This is a genomic window from Paludibacterium purpuratum (assembly GCF_004363805.1).
Taxonomy (GTDB): Bacteria; Pseudomonadota; Gammaproteobacteria; order Burkholderiales; family Chromobacteriaceae; genus Paludibacterium; species Paludibacterium purpuratum.
In genome coordinates this window covers 144513-160108 of the sequence record NZ_SNZP01000009.1, presented here as the reverse complement: position 1 = coordinate 160108, position 15596 = coordinate 144513, and the positions used below count along the sequence as shown (strand labels likewise).

Here is a 15596-nt window from a genome sequence, read left to right as displayed (position 1 = left end):
CCTTGGTTTAGTGGCGAGTGGCCAGGTTCATGATGGCCTCTTGGCCGACCTCTTTACCGCTGAGCTCGCCTGCGACGCGGCCATCCCGCAGCACGACCACGCGGTGGCAGACGCCGACGATTTCCGGCAGTTCGCTCGAAATGCAGACGATGGCCACGCCTTGCGCCGCCAGTTCGTGCATGATGCGGTAGATCTCGACCTTGGCGCCGATGTCGACGCCGCGCGTCGGTTCGTCCAGGATCAGTACGCGCGGGCGTATGGCAAGCCAGCGCGCCAGCAGCACTTTCTGTTGATTGCCGCCCGACAGCCCGCCGACCAGGCTTTCGCCGCTCCGGGCCTTGATGGCCAGTCGCGTGACTGCCTGGCGCGTTAGCGTGCGGAGTGCGGCGCGATCGAGCATGCCGGCGCGCGCGTGCTCATGCAGTACGTTCATGGCGATGTTGGCGGTGGCGGACAAGTGTAGGAACAGGCCCTGGCGCTTGCGATCCTCCGGCAGATAGCCGATGCCGTGCCGGATGGCATCGCGCGGGGAGCGGATGTCGACGTCTGTGCCATCGATGCGCAATCGGCCCCGCAGCCGGTTGTCGGCGCCGAAGATCAGGCGCGCAAGCTCGGTGCGGCCGGCGCCCACCAGACCGGCGAGCCCGAGAATTTCTCCCGCGCGCACCCGCAACGATGCCGATTCGATTTTGTCGCTGCAGAAACCCTGGACGTCGAGCATGACCTGGCCGAAACCGTCTTGACGCTTGGGCGGGTAGAAATGGTTCAGCGCGCGGCCGACCATCATGCCGATCAGCAGTTGCGGCGAATTTTTCGCGCGCGTGAGGTTGCCGGCCAAACAGCCATCGCGTAGCACGGTGATGCGGTCGGCGAGCCGGCTCACTTCCTCCATGCGATGGCTGATGTAAATGATGGCGATGCCTTGATCGCGCAACGTGTCGATCACCTCGAACAAGCGCCCGCTTTCGCGGTCGGACAAGGCCGCTGTGGGCTCGTCCATGACCAGTATTCGGCTTTGGTGAGCCAGTGCGCGCGCAATCTCGACTTGCTGCCAGTCGGCGATGCTCAACCGGCTGGCGGGAGTGTTCGGGCCGAAACGCGTCCCCAGCCGGTCGAGCAGGCGTTGCGCGTCGCGTCGCATGCGTGGGCGGTCGATGCCGCCGAACCGGCCGCGCGGCGCCGTCCCCATGAAGATGTTTTCCGCCACGCTCAGATTGGCGCAGATCGCCAGCTCTTGGTAAATCAAGTTGATGCCCGCCTGGCGGGCGTCGGCGGGCTTGGCAATGCGTATCGGCCGTCCGGCCAAGCGTATTTCGCCCGCATCAGGCTGATAAATACCGGAGAGGATTTTCATCAGCGTGCTTTTGCCGGCGCCGTTTTCGCCCATCAGTGCATGCACTTCGTGGCTGTGCGCGGTCAGATGAACCTGGTCAAGCGCGCGAGTCGTGCCGAAGCGCTTGCAGATACCGGACATTTCCAAAATGACGTCGCTCATGCTTGCTCCCTAGCGCTTGGCCCAGCCGGTGTGGCGTTCGACGTTGTCGGCGGTGACGAGGGGCGTCGGGATCAGGACCACCGGCTGTGCCGGACGTTTGCCGTTGAGGATGTCGTAACCGAGTTGCACCGCCTTCTGGGCGATCAGGTAGGGGTCTTGCGCGGCGGTTGCGGCAAATAGCCCGTTTTTGCGCTTGAGCGCGGCCTCGCCGTCCGGTGCGCCATCCACCGAAACGATCATCTTGATGTCGCGGCGATGGGCCTGGCGGATCGCTAGCTCGGCACCGATGGCGGTCGGGTCGTTGATGGCGAATACCGCGTCGATCTTGCGATGCGCGGTCAGCAGGTTGGCCATGACGGCCATCCCGCCGTCGCGGTTGCCGCGACCGTTCTGGTTTTCGGATAGCACGCGGATGCCCGGCGCTAAGCCCAGCTCCGCCTTGCAACCGGCCACGCGGGCAAAAGTGGCGGTGACCGGCGGACCGTTGACGATGACCACATTACCCTTGCCGCCTAGCTTCTTCACGATGTACCGGCATGCCTCCTTGCCGGCCATGCTGTTATCCGACATCACCGTGGCGTCCGCGCCCTCCGCGCCCACGTCGACCGCGACCACCGCAATGCCTGCCGCGCGCGCTTTTTTCAGTACCGGCGCAATGCCTGTCGGGTCTGCCGCGTTGATCAGGATGAGGTCGGTCTTGTTGGCAATCAGGTTTTCGATCTGGCCGACCTGGGTGAGCAGATCGTAATTGCTCGACACGGTGGTGACCTTGACGCCCGGGCCGCCCAGTTGTCGGGCCGCCTGTGCCGCGCCTTTGCCCATGGCGACAAAGAAGGGGTTGGTCAAATCGTTGACGGCAACGCCGACGGATTTCAGCGGGTGCGGGGCGGCCAACGCGGGGAGGGCCAGGGCGGTGGACAAGGCGGTGGCGAGGAGTGAGTGGTACATCTTCATGCGGGTTCCAATCGAGTCGAGTGGCGGATAGCGTGGAAACGATTACATAGCGGTTGTCGCGGTGATGTCAAAATCGCTCGGTTTTGAGGGGGAAGCATGGAGGTATGCTGAGATTTTTTGTGTAATTTATTGAAATTATTGGATAAATTATTTGTTTTGTGCATGCGGTCATGGTGGCGTTCCGCGGTTTTTCTGGCAGAGGTAAGAAAACGAATACCGCTTTTTGCGGCGGAGTCTGAGGGATTGCGGTTACCGGCGTTTGCCAAGGCGCAATGGGGAGCTCGGTCGCGAAGATGCTGGTGGTATTAGCGATCATGCTTGTGTGCGACAATATCGTTTTTGCATGACCCAGGATGACACGATGACCACCAAGCATTTGCCCGATCCACGCCTCTATCCCAATGCCAGCGTCAGCAACCGCCTGATCCACCAAGCGCAGTCCGTGCTCGGCGCGGTCGACGACGATGTGCGCGAACTGGAGCGGGTGGCGCTCGGCGATGCCATGGACGATCTCTTGGCGCGCGACGAGGTGCTACTGATCTCGGTGGCGCTCAATATGGCCCCGTCCAGGGCGGCCTATCAGGTGTTGTGGCAGGCGCTGCGCCAGGCGGTGGAGGCCGCCCCGGGGCGCCATGCGGAAATCTTCGCGCTACCGCTGGTGTTGGTGGCGGGCTCGAAGAGCCGCGCGACTTTGCCGGATCGGATCGCCGACGTCGACGGGCTCAATGCGATTTTGCGCCAGCATGGCGTGTTCGCCGCCGGCGCCGAGGTTTTCCTGTCCGGCCGATTACTGCACCCGGACGCCGTGGTCGGTATTTCCCCGGGGCAACTGTACCGCTATACGCGCCAATTGGCCGATGCCGCGCGCGGTTTGCCGCTGGATCTGGAAGGGAGCGCCGTGACTGTGCAGGAGGAGGGCGTATTCCTGCGCTATCTGGTTGGGGTGGCGATCCGCGAAACGACGCCGCCGGTGGACTACTCGCCGCGCATCGGCGCCTGGGGCACGGTGTTGATGAAGTTCCTGGGCGAGGCGCTGCAGACCGAAGGCGTGACGCTGTTCCCGATCTTCCGCGCTCCCGCGCCGCTGATGCAGGCGCTGGTGGCCGGCAATCAGGCACGGCTGGAGGTGGCTCAGCAAGTGTTCGTCAGTTCGCTGCTGCGCAAGCTGCGTAGCGAGGGCAAGGAGCCGGTGGTCGCGTTGTCGGCCCACCACGGCGGCGAGATCCATGTCGCGGTGAGCAGCGCCGACGCCCCCGATCGGGACGAGCGTTTCGTCTGGCCGCTCGCGCCGCTCGACCGCGTGGAACGCATCGAGGAAGACTTCTTGCAGTTGATGCGCGACTGCCAGGTGGAAATGGTTCGAATTGAAGAGACTGTTCAGCCGGCGCAGTCTTGATTCTTAATGCTTTTTTTTACCTTGCTTGTCTCGCGCGGCATTAGGCAAATCATGTAAAATCGCCGCTATCGTTAACCCACCAATGGGATGTGCCCAAGATGTTTGCAGCCGATATGACGATTGCCAAGTATGACCCGGAATTGTCCGCCGCCATGGAGGACGAATACCGCCGTCAAGAAGACCATGTGGAGCTGATCGCTTCCGAGAACTATGTGAGCCCGGCCGTTATGGAAGCTCAAGGTTCGGTTCTGACCAACAAGTACGCCGAGGGTTACCCCGGCAAGCGTTACTACGGCGGCTGCGAGCATGTCGATAAGGTGGAGGCGTTGGCGATCGAACGCCTGAAGGCGCTGTTCGGCGCCGAATACGCCAACGTGCAGCCGCATTCCGGCTCGCAAGCCAACCAGGCGGTCTACGTCTCGGTGCTCAAGCCGGGCGACACGATTCTCGGCATGAGCCTGGCGCATGGCGGTCACCTGACCCACGGCGCTTCGGTCAACATCTCGGGCAAGCTGTACAACGCCGTGACCTACGGCCTCGACGAAAACGAAGTGCTCAACTACGCCGAAGTCGAACAGTTGGCACGCGAGCACCAGCCGAAGATGATCGTCGCCGGCGCTTCGGCCTATGCGCTGAAGATCGATTGGGCGCGCATGCGCCAGATCGCCGATGCGGTCGGCGCCTACCTGTTCGTCGACATGGCCCACTATGCCGGCCTGGTCGCCGCGGGCGAATACCCGAACCCGGTGCCGTTCGCCGACTTCGTGACCACCACCACGCACAAGACCTTGCGCGGTCCGCGCGGCGGCGTGATTCTGTCGCGCGCCGAACACGAAAAGATCCTGAACTCGGCCATTTTCCCCTGCCTGCAGGGCGGCCCGCTGATGCATGTCATCGCCGCCAAGGCCGTGGCGTTCAAGGAAGCCGCGAGCCCGGAATTCAAGACCTACCAGCAGCAGGTTAAGAAGAATGCGCAAATCATGGCCGAGACCCTGATCGAGCGCGGCCTGCGCATCGTGTCGGGCAAGACCGAGAGCCACGTATTCCTGCTCGACTTGCGCGCCAAGCAGATCACCGGCAAGGACGCGGAGGCCGCACTCGGCCGCGCCCACATCACCGTCAATAAGAACGCCATTCCGAACGACCCGGAAAAGCCGTTCGTGACCTCCGGCATCCGCATCGGCACCCCGGCCATGACCACGCGCGGTTTTGGCGACAACGAGGCACGCGAACTGGCCAACCTGATCGCCGACGTGTTGGAAGCGCCGCAAGACGATGCGGTGCTCGCCCGTGTGGCCGAGTCGGTCAAGGGAATGTGTAAGCGTTTCCCGGTATACGGCCAGAAGTAAGTTTCTCTGCCCGAGTCTGAACGAACGGGGTGTTGCGCGTTCTTAGCGCCAACACCCCGTTTTTGCTACTGTACATCCTAATTGAGACATAATTTGCGCACTTTATGGCGATCTCATTAACTTGGCATATCATTGCTGTTAAGATCGAGTTTTCCGAACTGTAGCCAGGGGTTTAAAGCCATGAAATGTCCGTTCTGCGGTCACGCCGACACCCAGGTGATCGATTCTCGCGTCAACGAAGACGGCTCCAGCATCCGTCGCCGGCGTCGATGTCTGAAATGCGAAAAGCGGTTCACCACGTTCGAGAACGCCGATGTGCGCATGCCGCAAGTGGTGAAAACCGGCGGGCATCGGGCGGAGTTCGACCCCGAGAAGGTTCGCGTCAGCTTCATGCGGGCGCTACACAAGCGTCCGGTGTCGACCACGCTGGTGGATGAGGCCATCGACCGCATCAGCCACCGCCTGCTGCAGTTGGGCGAACGCGAGGTTAGTTCGCGCCAGATCGGCGAGATGGTCATGAACGAACTGGCGCGCATGGACAAAGTGGCTTACGTGCGCTTTGCCTCGGTTTATCGCAGTTTCGAGGATGTGGCCGAATTCAGCGAAGCCATCCAGGAAGTCCAGAAGTCCAGTCGCCCGGGATGATGCAGATCGAAGTCGGCGAGGGCATCGTGCTGCGCGAACCGTGCGAGGACGATGCCGAGCGCCTGTTTGCCCTGATCGACGACAATCGTGCATTGCTCGGGCAGTGGATGCCCTGGCTCGACCAGATGCGCGACAGTGCCGACAGCCTGACCTATATCCGCTTCTCGCAAGAAGGCAATCGCGAGGGGCGGTTTCTCAATTTGCTGGTCTGGGTCGATGACGAACCGGCCGGCGTCTTGTGTTTCTTTGCCTTGGAGCCGACACAACGCCGTAGCGAAATCGGCTATTGGCTCGGCACTCGCTGGCAAGGTCGGGGCATTATGCGCCGCGCTTGCCAGGCGCTGATCGCCTTCGGCTTCAATGCGCTCAACCTATACCGTATCCAGATCGCCTGCGCGGTCGACAATCTGCCCAGCCGGGCGCTGGCCGAACGCCTCGGTTTCTCTTTCGAGGGCGTGCTGCAGGGGCGCGAGTGGATCGGCGCGCGGGTGCTGGATCATGCGATCTATGGCCTGTTGTTGCCGACATGGCGGGCACAGGCACGCCAACCCGATTGATTTTTGTTCAAGGGCCCGCGATGTTCAGTTCCGAAGACCACCAATATATGCAACAAGCGTTGCGCCTGGCCGAGGCCGCCACGCGCCGCGCCGCGCCCAACCCCGGCGTTGGCTGCGTGCTGGTACGCGACGGGCGGCTGATCGGCGCCGGTGCCACCGTGCGCACCGGCGGCGATCACGCCGAAATCCAGGCGCTGAAGGATTGCGCCGCGCGCGGCGAGTCGCCGGCCGGCGCGACCGCCTATGTCACGCTGGAACCCTGCAGCCATCACGGCCGCACGCCGCCGTGCGCCGAGGCGCTGATTCGTCACGGCCTGACGCGTGTGGTGGCGGCGATGTCCGACCCCTATCATGAAGTCGCCGGCCGTGGCCTGGCGATGTTGCGGGCGGCGGGCATCCGCACCGAGTGCGGCTTGCTGGAGGCCGAGGCGCGCCGGGTGCACCGAGGTTTTCTGTCGCGCGTCGAGCGCGCGCGCCCGTGGGTCACGCTCAAGGCGGCGGCGACGTTGGACGGCAAGACCGCTCTGCAAAACGGCAAGAGTCAATGGATTACCGGGCCGGCGGCGCGTAGCGACGTACAGCGTCTGCGGGCTTTCCACGATGCCATCCTGACCGGCAGCGGTACGGTGCGCGCCGATAACCCGCAACTGACCGTGCGCGAGATTCCCGATGCGCCGCAACCGTTGCGGGTGGTGCTCGACAGCCGGCTCGAGACCGATCCGGCGAGTCGGATCTATCAGGGCGGCAATACCTTGTTGGCCACCTGCGTCGACGACGACGGACGCCTTGCCCCCTATCTGGCGGACGGTGCGCAGGCTTTACCGCTTCCCGGTCGCGATTTGACCGCGCTATTGGGCGAACTGGCCAAGCGCGGCGTCAACCATCTGATGGTCGAGGCCGGCGCCGGGCTCAACGGCGCGTTGATGCAGGCCGGGCTGGTGGACGAGATCGTGCTGTACCTGGCGCCGGCGCTCGCCGGCGATGCCGCGCGCGGCCTGTTCGCCTGGCCGCCGTTGCAGGATTTGGCCGACAAGCGGCGTTTGACGGTCGACGACGTGCGCATGGTCGGCCGGGATGTGCGTTTTTGCTTGCGACCGGTCATCGCCGATTCGCAACAATGATCAATGGAAGATGGCTAATCTCTCGCCATGAGAACACCTTATCGACGAACCGAAACCGATATGCGCTACGTCGAGCGGATCCGCCAGGCCGTACTCTATTTATGGAGCAACCTGGATCGGGATTTGCCGCTGGAGCGCTTGGCCGAGGTCGCCTGTTTCTCGCCCTATCATTTTCACCGCATCTATCGCGGCGTGATGGGCGAGACGGTGTTCGAAACCGTGCAACGTGGGCGGCTGCACCAGGCCGCCCGGCGCCTGTCCGCCAGCGACAAACCGCTGGAACAGATCGCCAGAGGCGCAGGCTACGGTAGCCTGGCAGCTTTCGTGCGCGGCTTTGGCCGCCATTACGGCATGACGCCGGGACGTTTCCGGGCCGGGGCGGCGCTTCGTCAATCCATTGTTCAGGAGAGCTTCATGCAAACCGTACAGATTCAGCCGCACGCCGAACCCATGACTCTTTTGTTGCGGCGCCACCAAGGCGATTACATGAATATCGGCATCGCCTTCGAGGATCTGATGCTGCGGGCGATGCCGCATTATCGAAGCGAGACGCCGGCTCGCGTGTTCGGCCTCTATTACGACGACCCGGACAGCGTGCCGGTCGATCGGCTACGCTCGGCGGCGGCCATCGCCTGGTCGCCGGACTGGCCGGTGCCGGAGGGGCTGGCGGTGCTTGAATTGCCTGCCGGCCGCTATGGCGTACTGCGGCACACCGGCCCTTATAGCGAACTATCCCACTCCTGGCGCCAGCTCTACTGCGAATGGCTGCCGCACAGCGGCGAGGAGCCGGCGGATCTGCCTTGCGTCGAGGAGTATCTGAACGACCCGCGCACGACACCGCCCATGGCGCTCGAAACCGATTTGTGGGTAGCCCTGAAATAGGGGGGGGGTAGGGTGCGTTCGCGAAGCAACGCACCAACCCTGTTTGGGGGAGCGTTGGCGGGTTGCCTTCGGCGAACCCACCCGTCGGTGAATTGGATCAGTTGGCGGTAAAGAACGTCTCGAGTGCCTGGGCCAGCGCCTCTGGCTGCTCCCACTGAATCATGTGGCCGGCGTCCGCCACCGTGACTTCGCTGAGTTTGGCGAAGCAGGCGCGCCGGCTGTCCAAGGTGTCGAACACCCCCCGGGCCATGGGGTGATCCCACATATCGCCGCCCATCACCCATTGCACCGGACAGGCGATGCGACGCCAGCAGGCCTGGGCTTCGCGTAGCCGGTACAGGATCGGGTTGACCATCTTATGGCACGGGTCCGCCCGATAGACCCATTGGCCGCTGGCCGCGTCGAAGCGCGTCAATTGCTCTGCGAGCCAGAGCGCGCGATCCGGTCTGAGTCGCGGGTTGCGTTCCAGCAGCTTGGCCGCGACCGCCTCCAGCGACGGCAACGGCAGGAAGGCCGGCGGTTGGCGGTTTTCCTTCAGCCAGCGCGCATAGCGCCCCGGTGCCTCGTCCGGCTTGCTGTCCGGCAAGCCGAATCCCTCTACCAATGCCAAAGCCCGTACCCGTTCGGGGCGAATGCCCGCGTACAGACCGGCCACCATGGCGCCCATGCTGTGCCCCACCACAAAGACCGGCCTATGCGGGCTGAGGTGCTCCAGTAACGCATCCAGATCGGCCAGATAGTCGGCCGGATAGTAACTGTCGCGGTTCCAGTCGCTGTCGCCGAAACCGCGCCAGTCCGGCGCCACGACATGCCACTCTTGCCGCAAGGCCTCGACCAGGAATTGAAAGGTGGCCGAACTATCCATCCAGCCGTGCAGCAGCACCAGCAAGGGCGCTTGTTCGTTGCCCCACTGGCGCAGGTGGTGTCGATGTTGCCGCAACGGCAAAAACGCGGTTTGGTATGTTGGTAGCATGCAAGTGGCGGGGGTATTTGATGATGATGGCCATGATGTTAGCAAAAACCAGCACGCCTGCGTTTATTCGCGATTTGGATGGCGAACGGTAATCGTATATGGGTATAAACATGAATGAGTTATTGGTTGTAATTGTATTATGATTAATGCATGCTGGTGGTTGTCGGACAAGCGGGTCGGGGAGAGCAATATGGCAGGCGGAATACCTACAAAAAGGCATGCGCGGCAGTTGTTGCAAGCGCTGGAACCGAGAATGATGTTCGACGGCGCGGTGGCGGCGACCGGCGCCATCGCCGATGCCGCGCACGATGTGCCGCATCCTACTGTGGCCGAGCATACGACGGATGCGCCGGCGCCTGCCGCGGTCTCCCCGCCCGCCGCACCGCCGCCGGCCCGTCAGGTGGTGTTCGTCGAGAACGATGTCGCAAATTATCAGAGCTTGATCGCCCAACTGCCAGTCGGCGACTTGGTGGTGGTGCTCGATAGCCATAGCGACGGCCTGGCGCAGATCGCGCAGTGGGCGCGCGCGCATCAGGGCTTCGCCGCCATGCATATCATTTCGCACGGCGAAGCCAACGATCTGATGCTCGGTACGTTATCGCTCAGCCAAGCCAACCTCGCCAGCCGCCAAGCGGATCTGACCACCATCGGCCAGGCCTTGCAGCCGGGCGGCGATATCCTGCTCTACGGTTGCGATATCGCCGCCGGCCAGGATGGTGCGGCATTTATCCAAAGCCTGGCGCAGGATACCCACGCGGTGGTGGCCGCTTCGACCGATGCCACCGGCGCCGCCAGCCTCGGCGGTAATTGGACGCTGGAGCGCAGCACAGGCCACATCGACGTGGCCAGCCTGGATTTGAGCTACGACGGCCTGCTGACGCGGCCGAGTACCGGTACCACCGACTTTACGACGGTTGATGGCCATTCGACGACAGTGGCCTTAGGCTCTTCGTTCGTGACCTTGTCGAATCAGCTCGGCTGGGACTTCACCATGCAGATGAATACCAACGGCGATGGCCTGAACGAGCTGATCGCAGTCGGGGTGGATGGGACTAGCACGGTGGAGACGGTCGATGCCATCAGCGACGGCGCCAAGCACATCACCTATTTTTCCGTTAAGCCCAACGACAGCAGTCTGTTCACGCTCAATTCGATTTACGTGGTGCTGAGCGGTTACGACCAGGCCTTCACGAGCGGTAACGTGCAGTTGGTCGGTTATCTCAACGGTTCGGCGGTCAGCGGCGCGACGCTGACCCAATCGGTCGGCGACTTCAGCGCTAGCGGCGCGAATGTGCTGTTCAACGTGTCCGGCATCAGTGGTTTTCAAGAAATCGATTCGTTCCGCGTGATGGCCGCCAACGGTCACAACATTACCGGCCAGGTGGGCATCGGCAACATCAACGCCGTCAACTTCCATATGCCGGGGCCGACCATCACCACCAGCGGCGGCAGCAGCGCCTATAGCGCCGGCAACGGCAACGCGGTGGCGGTGGATAGTGGCCTGACGCTGCGAGACACCGCCACCACGACCGAGACGACGGCCACGGTGTCGATCACCGGCAACTTCCATAGCGGCGAGGATGTGCTGGCGTTCACCAACGACGGTAGCACCATGGGCAATATCGCCGTCCAGAGCAATAGCGGCGGGGTGCTGACGCTGACTTCCAGCGGTTCCCTCGCCACCACCGCGCAGTGGCAGGCGGCGCTACGCGCGGTGACCTACCAAGACACCTTGCTGACGCCCAACACCAGCACGCGCACCATCAGCTTTGTCATTACCGATCCCGGAAGCAATACCAGCGGCACGGTCACCAAGAGCGTGACGGTGGCCGCCGACGTCGCGCCGGCGATCGGCAACCTCAACGGCGACAGCCCGGCCTATCTGATCGGCGGTGGCGCTGTGCACCTGGATACCGGCACCGCAGCCACGGTGACCGACAGCGATTCGCCCAATTTCAATAGCGGCAACGTCACCGTGCATATTTCGGCCAACGGTCACAGCAGCGAAGACGTGCTGGGGGTCGATACCAGCGGCACCGTGTCGCTCAGTAGCGGCACCAGCGTCGGCAGCACGGTGTCGGTGGGAGGGGTCGCGGTCGGCACCATTGCCAGCAACGGCGACGGTGTGAGCGGGCACGACCTGATCGTCACGCTCAACGGCAATGCCACCGCCAGCCGCGTCACCACGTTGGTGGGTGCCTTCACCTACAGCAACAGCGCCGGCTCGCCCAATACCGCTACGCGTACAGTGCAAGTCGCCGTCAACGACGGCCATGGCCAGACCAGTTCCGCCGCCAGCGTGACACTCTCCGTCATCTCCGCGCCGATTCTGACCCTGAGCGGCGGCAGTGCGGCCTTCGTCGCCGGCGACAACACCGCTTCCACCCCGGTGGCGGTCGACAGCGGCCTGACCCTGGTCGACCAGGGCTGCAGTACCTTGGCCAGCGCCACGGTGTCCATCAGCGGTAACTTCCACAGCGGCGAAGACGTGCTGGCCTTTACCAACAACGGCAGCACCATGGGCAATATCACCGCCAGTTACAACAGCGGCACCGGGGTGCTGACGCTGACCTCCAGCGGTGCCACCGCCACTTTGGCGCAATGGCAGGCAGCCTTGCGCGCGGTGACCTACACCGACAGCGCAGTGACACCGAACAGCGCGACACGCACCGTCAGTTTCGTAGCCACCGACGGCAACAGCAACGCCGGCAGTACGGTCACGCGTACCGTCACCGTGGCCGACACCGACCAGACGCCGATTGCCACCACCTCGGGCGGCAGTACGGCCTTTACCGCCGGCGACAACACCGCCTCCACCCCGGTGGCGGTGGACAGCGGCATCACGGTATCGGACCTGGACAACACGACCTTGGCCAGCGCCACGGTGTCGATTACCGGCAACTTCCATAGTGGCGAGGACGTGCTGGCGTTTACCAACAACGGCAGCACCATGGGCAACATCACCGCCAGCTACAACAGCGGTACTGGGGTGCTGACGCTGACTTCGAGCGGCGCCACGGCGACGCTGGCGCAATGGCAGGCGGCCTTGCGCGCGGTGACCTACAGCGACAGCGCAGTGACGCCGAACAGCGCGACACGCACGGTCAGCTTCAGCGTCAACGACGGCAGCAAAACCAGCAGCGCGGTGACCAAGAGCGTGACGGTGGCCGACACCGATCAAACGCCGATCGCCACCACCTCGGGCGGCAGTACGGCGTTTACCGCCGGCGACAACACCGCCTCCACCCCGGTGGCGGTGGATAACGGCATCACGCTGTCGGACCTGGACAATTCGACGCTGGCGAGCGCCACGGTGTCGATCACCGGTAACTTCCACAGCGGCGAGGACGTGCTGGCGTTTACCAACAACGGCAGCACCATGGGCAACATCACCGCCAGTTACAACAGCGGCACCGGGGTGCTGACGTTGACCTCCAGCGGCGCTACCGCGACGCTGGCGCAATGGCAGGCGGCGTTACGCGCGGTGACCTACACCGATAGCGCGGTGACGCCGAACAGCGCCACGCGCACCATTAGCTTCCAGGTCAGCGACGGTACCAAGGCCAGCAGTGCAGTCACCAAGAGCGTGACGGTGGCCGATACCGACCAGACGCCGATTGCCACCGCCTCGGGCGGCAGTACGGCGTTTACCGCCGGCGACAACACCGCTTCCACCCCGGTGGTGGTGGACAGCGGCATCACGATATCGGATCTGGACAATACAACCTTGGCGAGCGCCACGGTGTCGATCACCGGCAACTTCCATAGTGGCGAGGACGTGCTGGCCTTCAGTAACACCAGTGCGATCACCTTTGGCAATATCAGCGCCAGCTACAACAGCGGCACCGGGGTACTGACGTTGACCTCCAGCGGGGCCACGGCGACGCTGGCGCAATGGCAGGCAGCCTTGCGCGCGGTGACCTACACCGACAGCGCGGTGACGCCGAACAGCGCCACGCGCACCATCAGCTTCCAGGTCAGCGACGGCAGCAAAACCAGCAGCGCGGTCAGCAAGAGCGTGACGGTGGCCGATACCGACCAGACGCCGATCGCCACTGCCTCGGGCGGCAGCACGGCCTTTACCGCCGGCGACAATACCGCCTCCACCCCGGTGGCGGTCGACAGCGGCCTCACGCTGTCGGACCTGGACAATACGACGCTAGCGAGCGCCACGGTGTCGATCACCGGTAACTTCCACAGCGGCGAGGACGTGCTGGCGTTTACCAACAACGGCAGCACCATGGGCAACATCGCCGCCAGCTACAACAGCGGTACCGGGGTACTGACGCTGACTTCGAGCGGCGCCACGGCGACGCTGGCGCAATGGCAGGCGGCCTTGCGCGCGGTGACCTACAGCGATAGCGCGGTGACGCCGAACAGCGCCACGCGCACCATCAGCTTCCAGGTCAGCGACGGCAGCAAGGCCAGCAGTGCAGTCAGCAAGAGCGTGACGGTGGCCGACACCGACCAGACGCCGGTTGCCAGCGCCTCGGGCGGCAGCGGCAGCTTCGTGCTTGGCGCAGACCCGGTGGCGGTGGATGGTGGCATCACGGTCACCGACCTGGACAACACCACGCTGGCCAGTGCCACGGTGTCGATCAGCGGTAACTTCCACAGCAGTGAAGACGTGTTGGCGTTTACCAACAACGGCAGCACCATGGGCAATATCGCCGCCAGCTACAACAGCGGCACCGGCGTGCTGACGCTGACCTCCAGCGGCGCCACCGCCAGCTTGGCGCAATGGCAGGCAGCCTTGCGGTCGGTGACCTACAGCGACAGCGCAGTGACACCGAACACCGCGACGCGTACGGTCAGCTTCCAGGTCAGCGACGGCACGAAGACCAGTAGTACGGTCACGCGCTCGGTTGCCCTACAGTTACCGGCACCGGGCTCGCTCGCGCTCTCCACGGCCACCGACACCGGCAGCAGTCATAGCGATGGCGTGACCAACGACACCACGCCCGATGTCACCGGTACGGCGCAGGCCGGCGCCACGGTGACGGTCTATGTGGACGGTAGCAGCGTGGGCACCACTACCGCCGACGGCAGCGGCGCCTGGCATTACACCTTGACCAGTCCGCTGAGCGACGGCAACCACAGCATCCGCGCCATGGCGACGCTGGGCAGCAATAACAGCGCGCAGTCGACGGCTTATACCGTGACGGTGGACACCGTCGCGCCGCAAGTGCAATCGATCACGCCGCTCGATACGCTTTCCACCAGCGCGAACAGCCTGAGCTACGACGTCGTGTTTTCCAAACCGGTCAGCGGTCTGAGCGCCGGCGCGTTCAACACCGTGGCCACCGGCAGTGCGCAAGGCACGGTCTCCTCGGTGGTGGAGGTCAGCCCCGGTCATTACGTGGTGCATTTGTCCGGTGTTGGCGGCGATGGCTCGCTGGCGCTGGCCGTGCCGGTCGGCGCGGTGTCCGATGCGGCGGGCAACAGCAATGCGCTGCAAACGGTTGCGACTGCGTATCAGATCACCACGCCGGTGACGCCGCCGCCCCCGCCGGCCCCGGTGCCGCCAGCACCGCCGCCCGTGGCCGGCACGACCACGGCACCGATCGCGATTGCGCCGATCACGCCCAATATCGTGTTGGCAGCGGTCAGAGCCGCAGCGAACGCGCCGGCGCCACTCGTCGCCGTGACGACCGGCACGGGTGGCGGCTCTGGACCGCTATCGAGTACGCCGGCCTTCGGTCAGGATCATTTCATTAGCCCCCCTGCGCCGACGCCGTCGCTACATGGCGCGGACAACGGTCCGAGCCCGCAAACCTTCATCAGCGTCCAGCTCGCCACACAGGGGCCTGCGCTGCAGGTGTTGCCGGATCTGGGGGTGAGGCCGCTGGTGGCGGGGCAGTCATTCAGTTTCAACCTACCGCCCGGCACGGTGGTGACGCGCGAGGCGAGTTCCGTGCTGAGCATCCAGGTAAGGCAAAGCAATGGTCAGCCCTTGCCGGGCTGGCTGCGTTTCGACCCGCAGACCGGTCGCTTCAGCGGCACGCCGCCGACGGGTTGGAACAAACCGTTGTCGTTGGATGTGACGGTGCAAGATCGCAACGGTCATCGCGGGGTGGCGCATTTGCAACTCAAGACGGGAGAGCCGGCCGCAGATGCCGGCCACCCGGGCAAGCAAGCCTTGAACGAACAATTCAAACAGCATGGCCAGGGCAGACTGGCGCAATGGCTGAGCTAACAAAAGTGCCGTAGCCATATAACGTAGA

General features: G+C 63.9%; 9 protein-coding genes and 1 pseudogene. 7 read left to right on the top strand and 3 right to left on the bottom strand.

Annotated features, from left to right (window positions below; all coding sequences use genetic code 11):
• Positions 1 to 7: 7 nt before the first annotated feature.
• Positions 8 to 1495 carry a sugar ABC transporter ATP-binding protein gene (locus DFP86_RS12330; protein ID WP_133681632.1) on the bottom strand — a complete coding sequence of 496 codons (1488 nt, stop codon included), beginning with the start codon at positions 1493 to 1495 and terminating at the stop codon, positions 8 to 10.
• Between the two features lie 9 nt (positions 1496 to 1504).
• Complete coding sequence (locus DFP86_RS12325; protein WP_133681630.1) at positions 1505 to 2449, bottom strand: ABC transporter substrate-binding protein; 945 nt, start codon at positions 2447 to 2449, stop codon at positions 1505 to 1507.
• Between the two features lie 361 nt (positions 2450 to 2810).
• Here DFP86_RS12325 and DFP86_RS12320 point away from each other — a divergent pair, with 361 nt between their 5' ends.
• The 6 genes and pseudogenes from DFP86_RS12320 to DFP86_RS12295 all read left to right on the top strand — a co-directional run bounded on the left by DFP86_RS12320 (position 2811) and on the right by DFP86_RS12295 (position 8399).
• Positions 2811 to 3845: a hypothetical protein gene (locus tag DFP86_RS12320; RefSeq protein ID WP_133681628.1), complete on the top strand. Its 1035-nt coding sequence runs from the start codon at positions 2811 to 2813 to the stop codon at positions 3843 to 3845.
• 98 nt (positions 3846 to 3943) lie between these two features.
• Positions 3944 to 5194, top strand: coding sequence for a serine hydroxymethyltransferase (gene glyA / locus DFP86_RS12315; protein ID WP_133681626.1), 1251 nt, complete (start codon positions 3944 to 3946; stop codon positions 5192 to 5194).
• A 180-nt stretch (positions 5195 to 5374) separates the two neighbouring features.
• Complete coding sequence (nrdR, locus tag DFP86_RS12310) at positions 5375 to 5839, top strand: transcriptional regulator NrdR (protein WP_133681624.1); 465 nt, start codon at positions 5375 to 5377, stop codon at positions 5837 to 5839.
• Positions 5836 to 6222 (top strand): annotated as a pseudogene (locus DFP86_RS12305) (GNAT family N-acetyltransferase); the annotation flags it as partial. The gene nrdR and the pseudogene DFP86_RS12305, both read left to right, overlap by 4 nt.
• A gap of 194 nt (positions 6223 to 6416) precedes the next feature.
• Entirely contained in the window at positions 6417 to 7517 is a 1101-nt protein-coding gene (gene ribD / locus DFP86_RS12300) for a bifunctional diaminohydroxyphosphoribosylaminopyrimidine deaminase/5-amino-6-(5-phosphoribosylamino)uracil reductase RibD (RefSeq protein ID WP_133681621.1), read from the top strand.
• 27 nt (positions 7518 to 7544) lie between these two features.
• Positions 7545 to 8399 carry an AraC family transcriptional regulator gene (locus tag DFP86_RS12295; protein WP_133681619.1) on the top strand — a complete coding sequence of 285 codons (855 nt, stop codon included), beginning with the start codon at positions 7545 to 7547 and terminating at the stop codon, positions 8397 to 8399.
• A 97-nt stretch (positions 8400 to 8496) separates the two neighbouring features.
• Here the strand turns inward: DFP86_RS12295 and DFP86_RS12290 are convergent, their stop codons facing one another.
• The gene (locus DFP86_RS12290) at positions 8497 to 9372 is read right to left on the bottom strand and encodes an alpha/beta fold hydrolase (RefSeq protein ID WP_133681618.1); all 876 of its coding nucleotides are present in this window, start codon (positions 9370 to 9372) and stop codon (positions 8497 to 8499) included.
• Positions 9373 to 9625: 253 nt separating this feature from the next.
• On the opposite strand from DFP86_RS12290, the gene DFP86_RS12285 reads away from it, so the two are divergent.
• The gene (locus tag DFP86_RS12285) at positions 9626 to 15568 is read left to right on the top strand and encodes a DUF4347 domain-containing protein (protein WP_243729385.1); all 5943 of its coding nucleotides are present in this window, start codon (positions 9626 to 9628) and stop codon (positions 15566 to 15568) included.
• The last annotated feature ends 28 nt before the right edge of the window (positions 15569 to 15596 follow it).

What these genes read in the sequence shown, in the direction of transcription:
- ribD (WP_133681621.1), top strand. Translation starts at nt 6,417, where the DNA reads ATGTTCAGTTCCGAAGACCACCAATATATGCAACAAGCGTTGCGCCTG.
- glyA (WP_133681626.1), top strand. Translation starts at nt 3,944, where the DNA reads ATGTTTGCAGCCGATATGACGATTGCCAAGTATGACCCGGAATTGTCC.
- DFP86_RS12325 (WP_133681630.1), bottom strand. Translation starts at nt 2,449, where the DNA reads ATGAAGATGTACCACTCACTCCTCGCCACCGCCTTGTCCACCGCCCTG.
- DFP86_RS12330 (WP_133681632.1), bottom strand. Translation starts at nt 1,495, where the DNA reads ATGAGCGACGTCATTTTGGAAATGTCCGGTATCTGCAAGCGCTTCGGC.
- DFP86_RS12285 (WP_243729385.1), top strand. Translation starts at nt 9,626, where the DNA reads ATGATGTTCGACGGCGCGGTGGCGGCGACCGGCGCCATCGCCGATGCC.
- nrdR (WP_133681624.1), top strand. Translation starts at nt 5,375, where the DNA reads ATGAAATGTCCGTTCTGCGGTCACGCCGACACCCAGGTGATCGATTCT.
- DFP86_RS12290 (WP_133681618.1), bottom strand. Translation starts at nt 9,372, where the DNA reads ATGCTACCAACATACCAAACCGCGTTTTTGCCGTTGCGGCAACATCGA.
- DFP86_RS12295 (WP_133681619.1), top strand. Translation starts at nt 7,545, where the DNA reads ATGAGAACACCTTATCGACGAACCGAAACCGATATGCGCTACGTCGAG.
- DFP86_RS12320 (WP_133681628.1), top strand. Translation starts at nt 2,811, where the DNA reads ATGACCACCAAGCATTTGCCCGATCCACGCCTCTATCCCAATGCCAGC.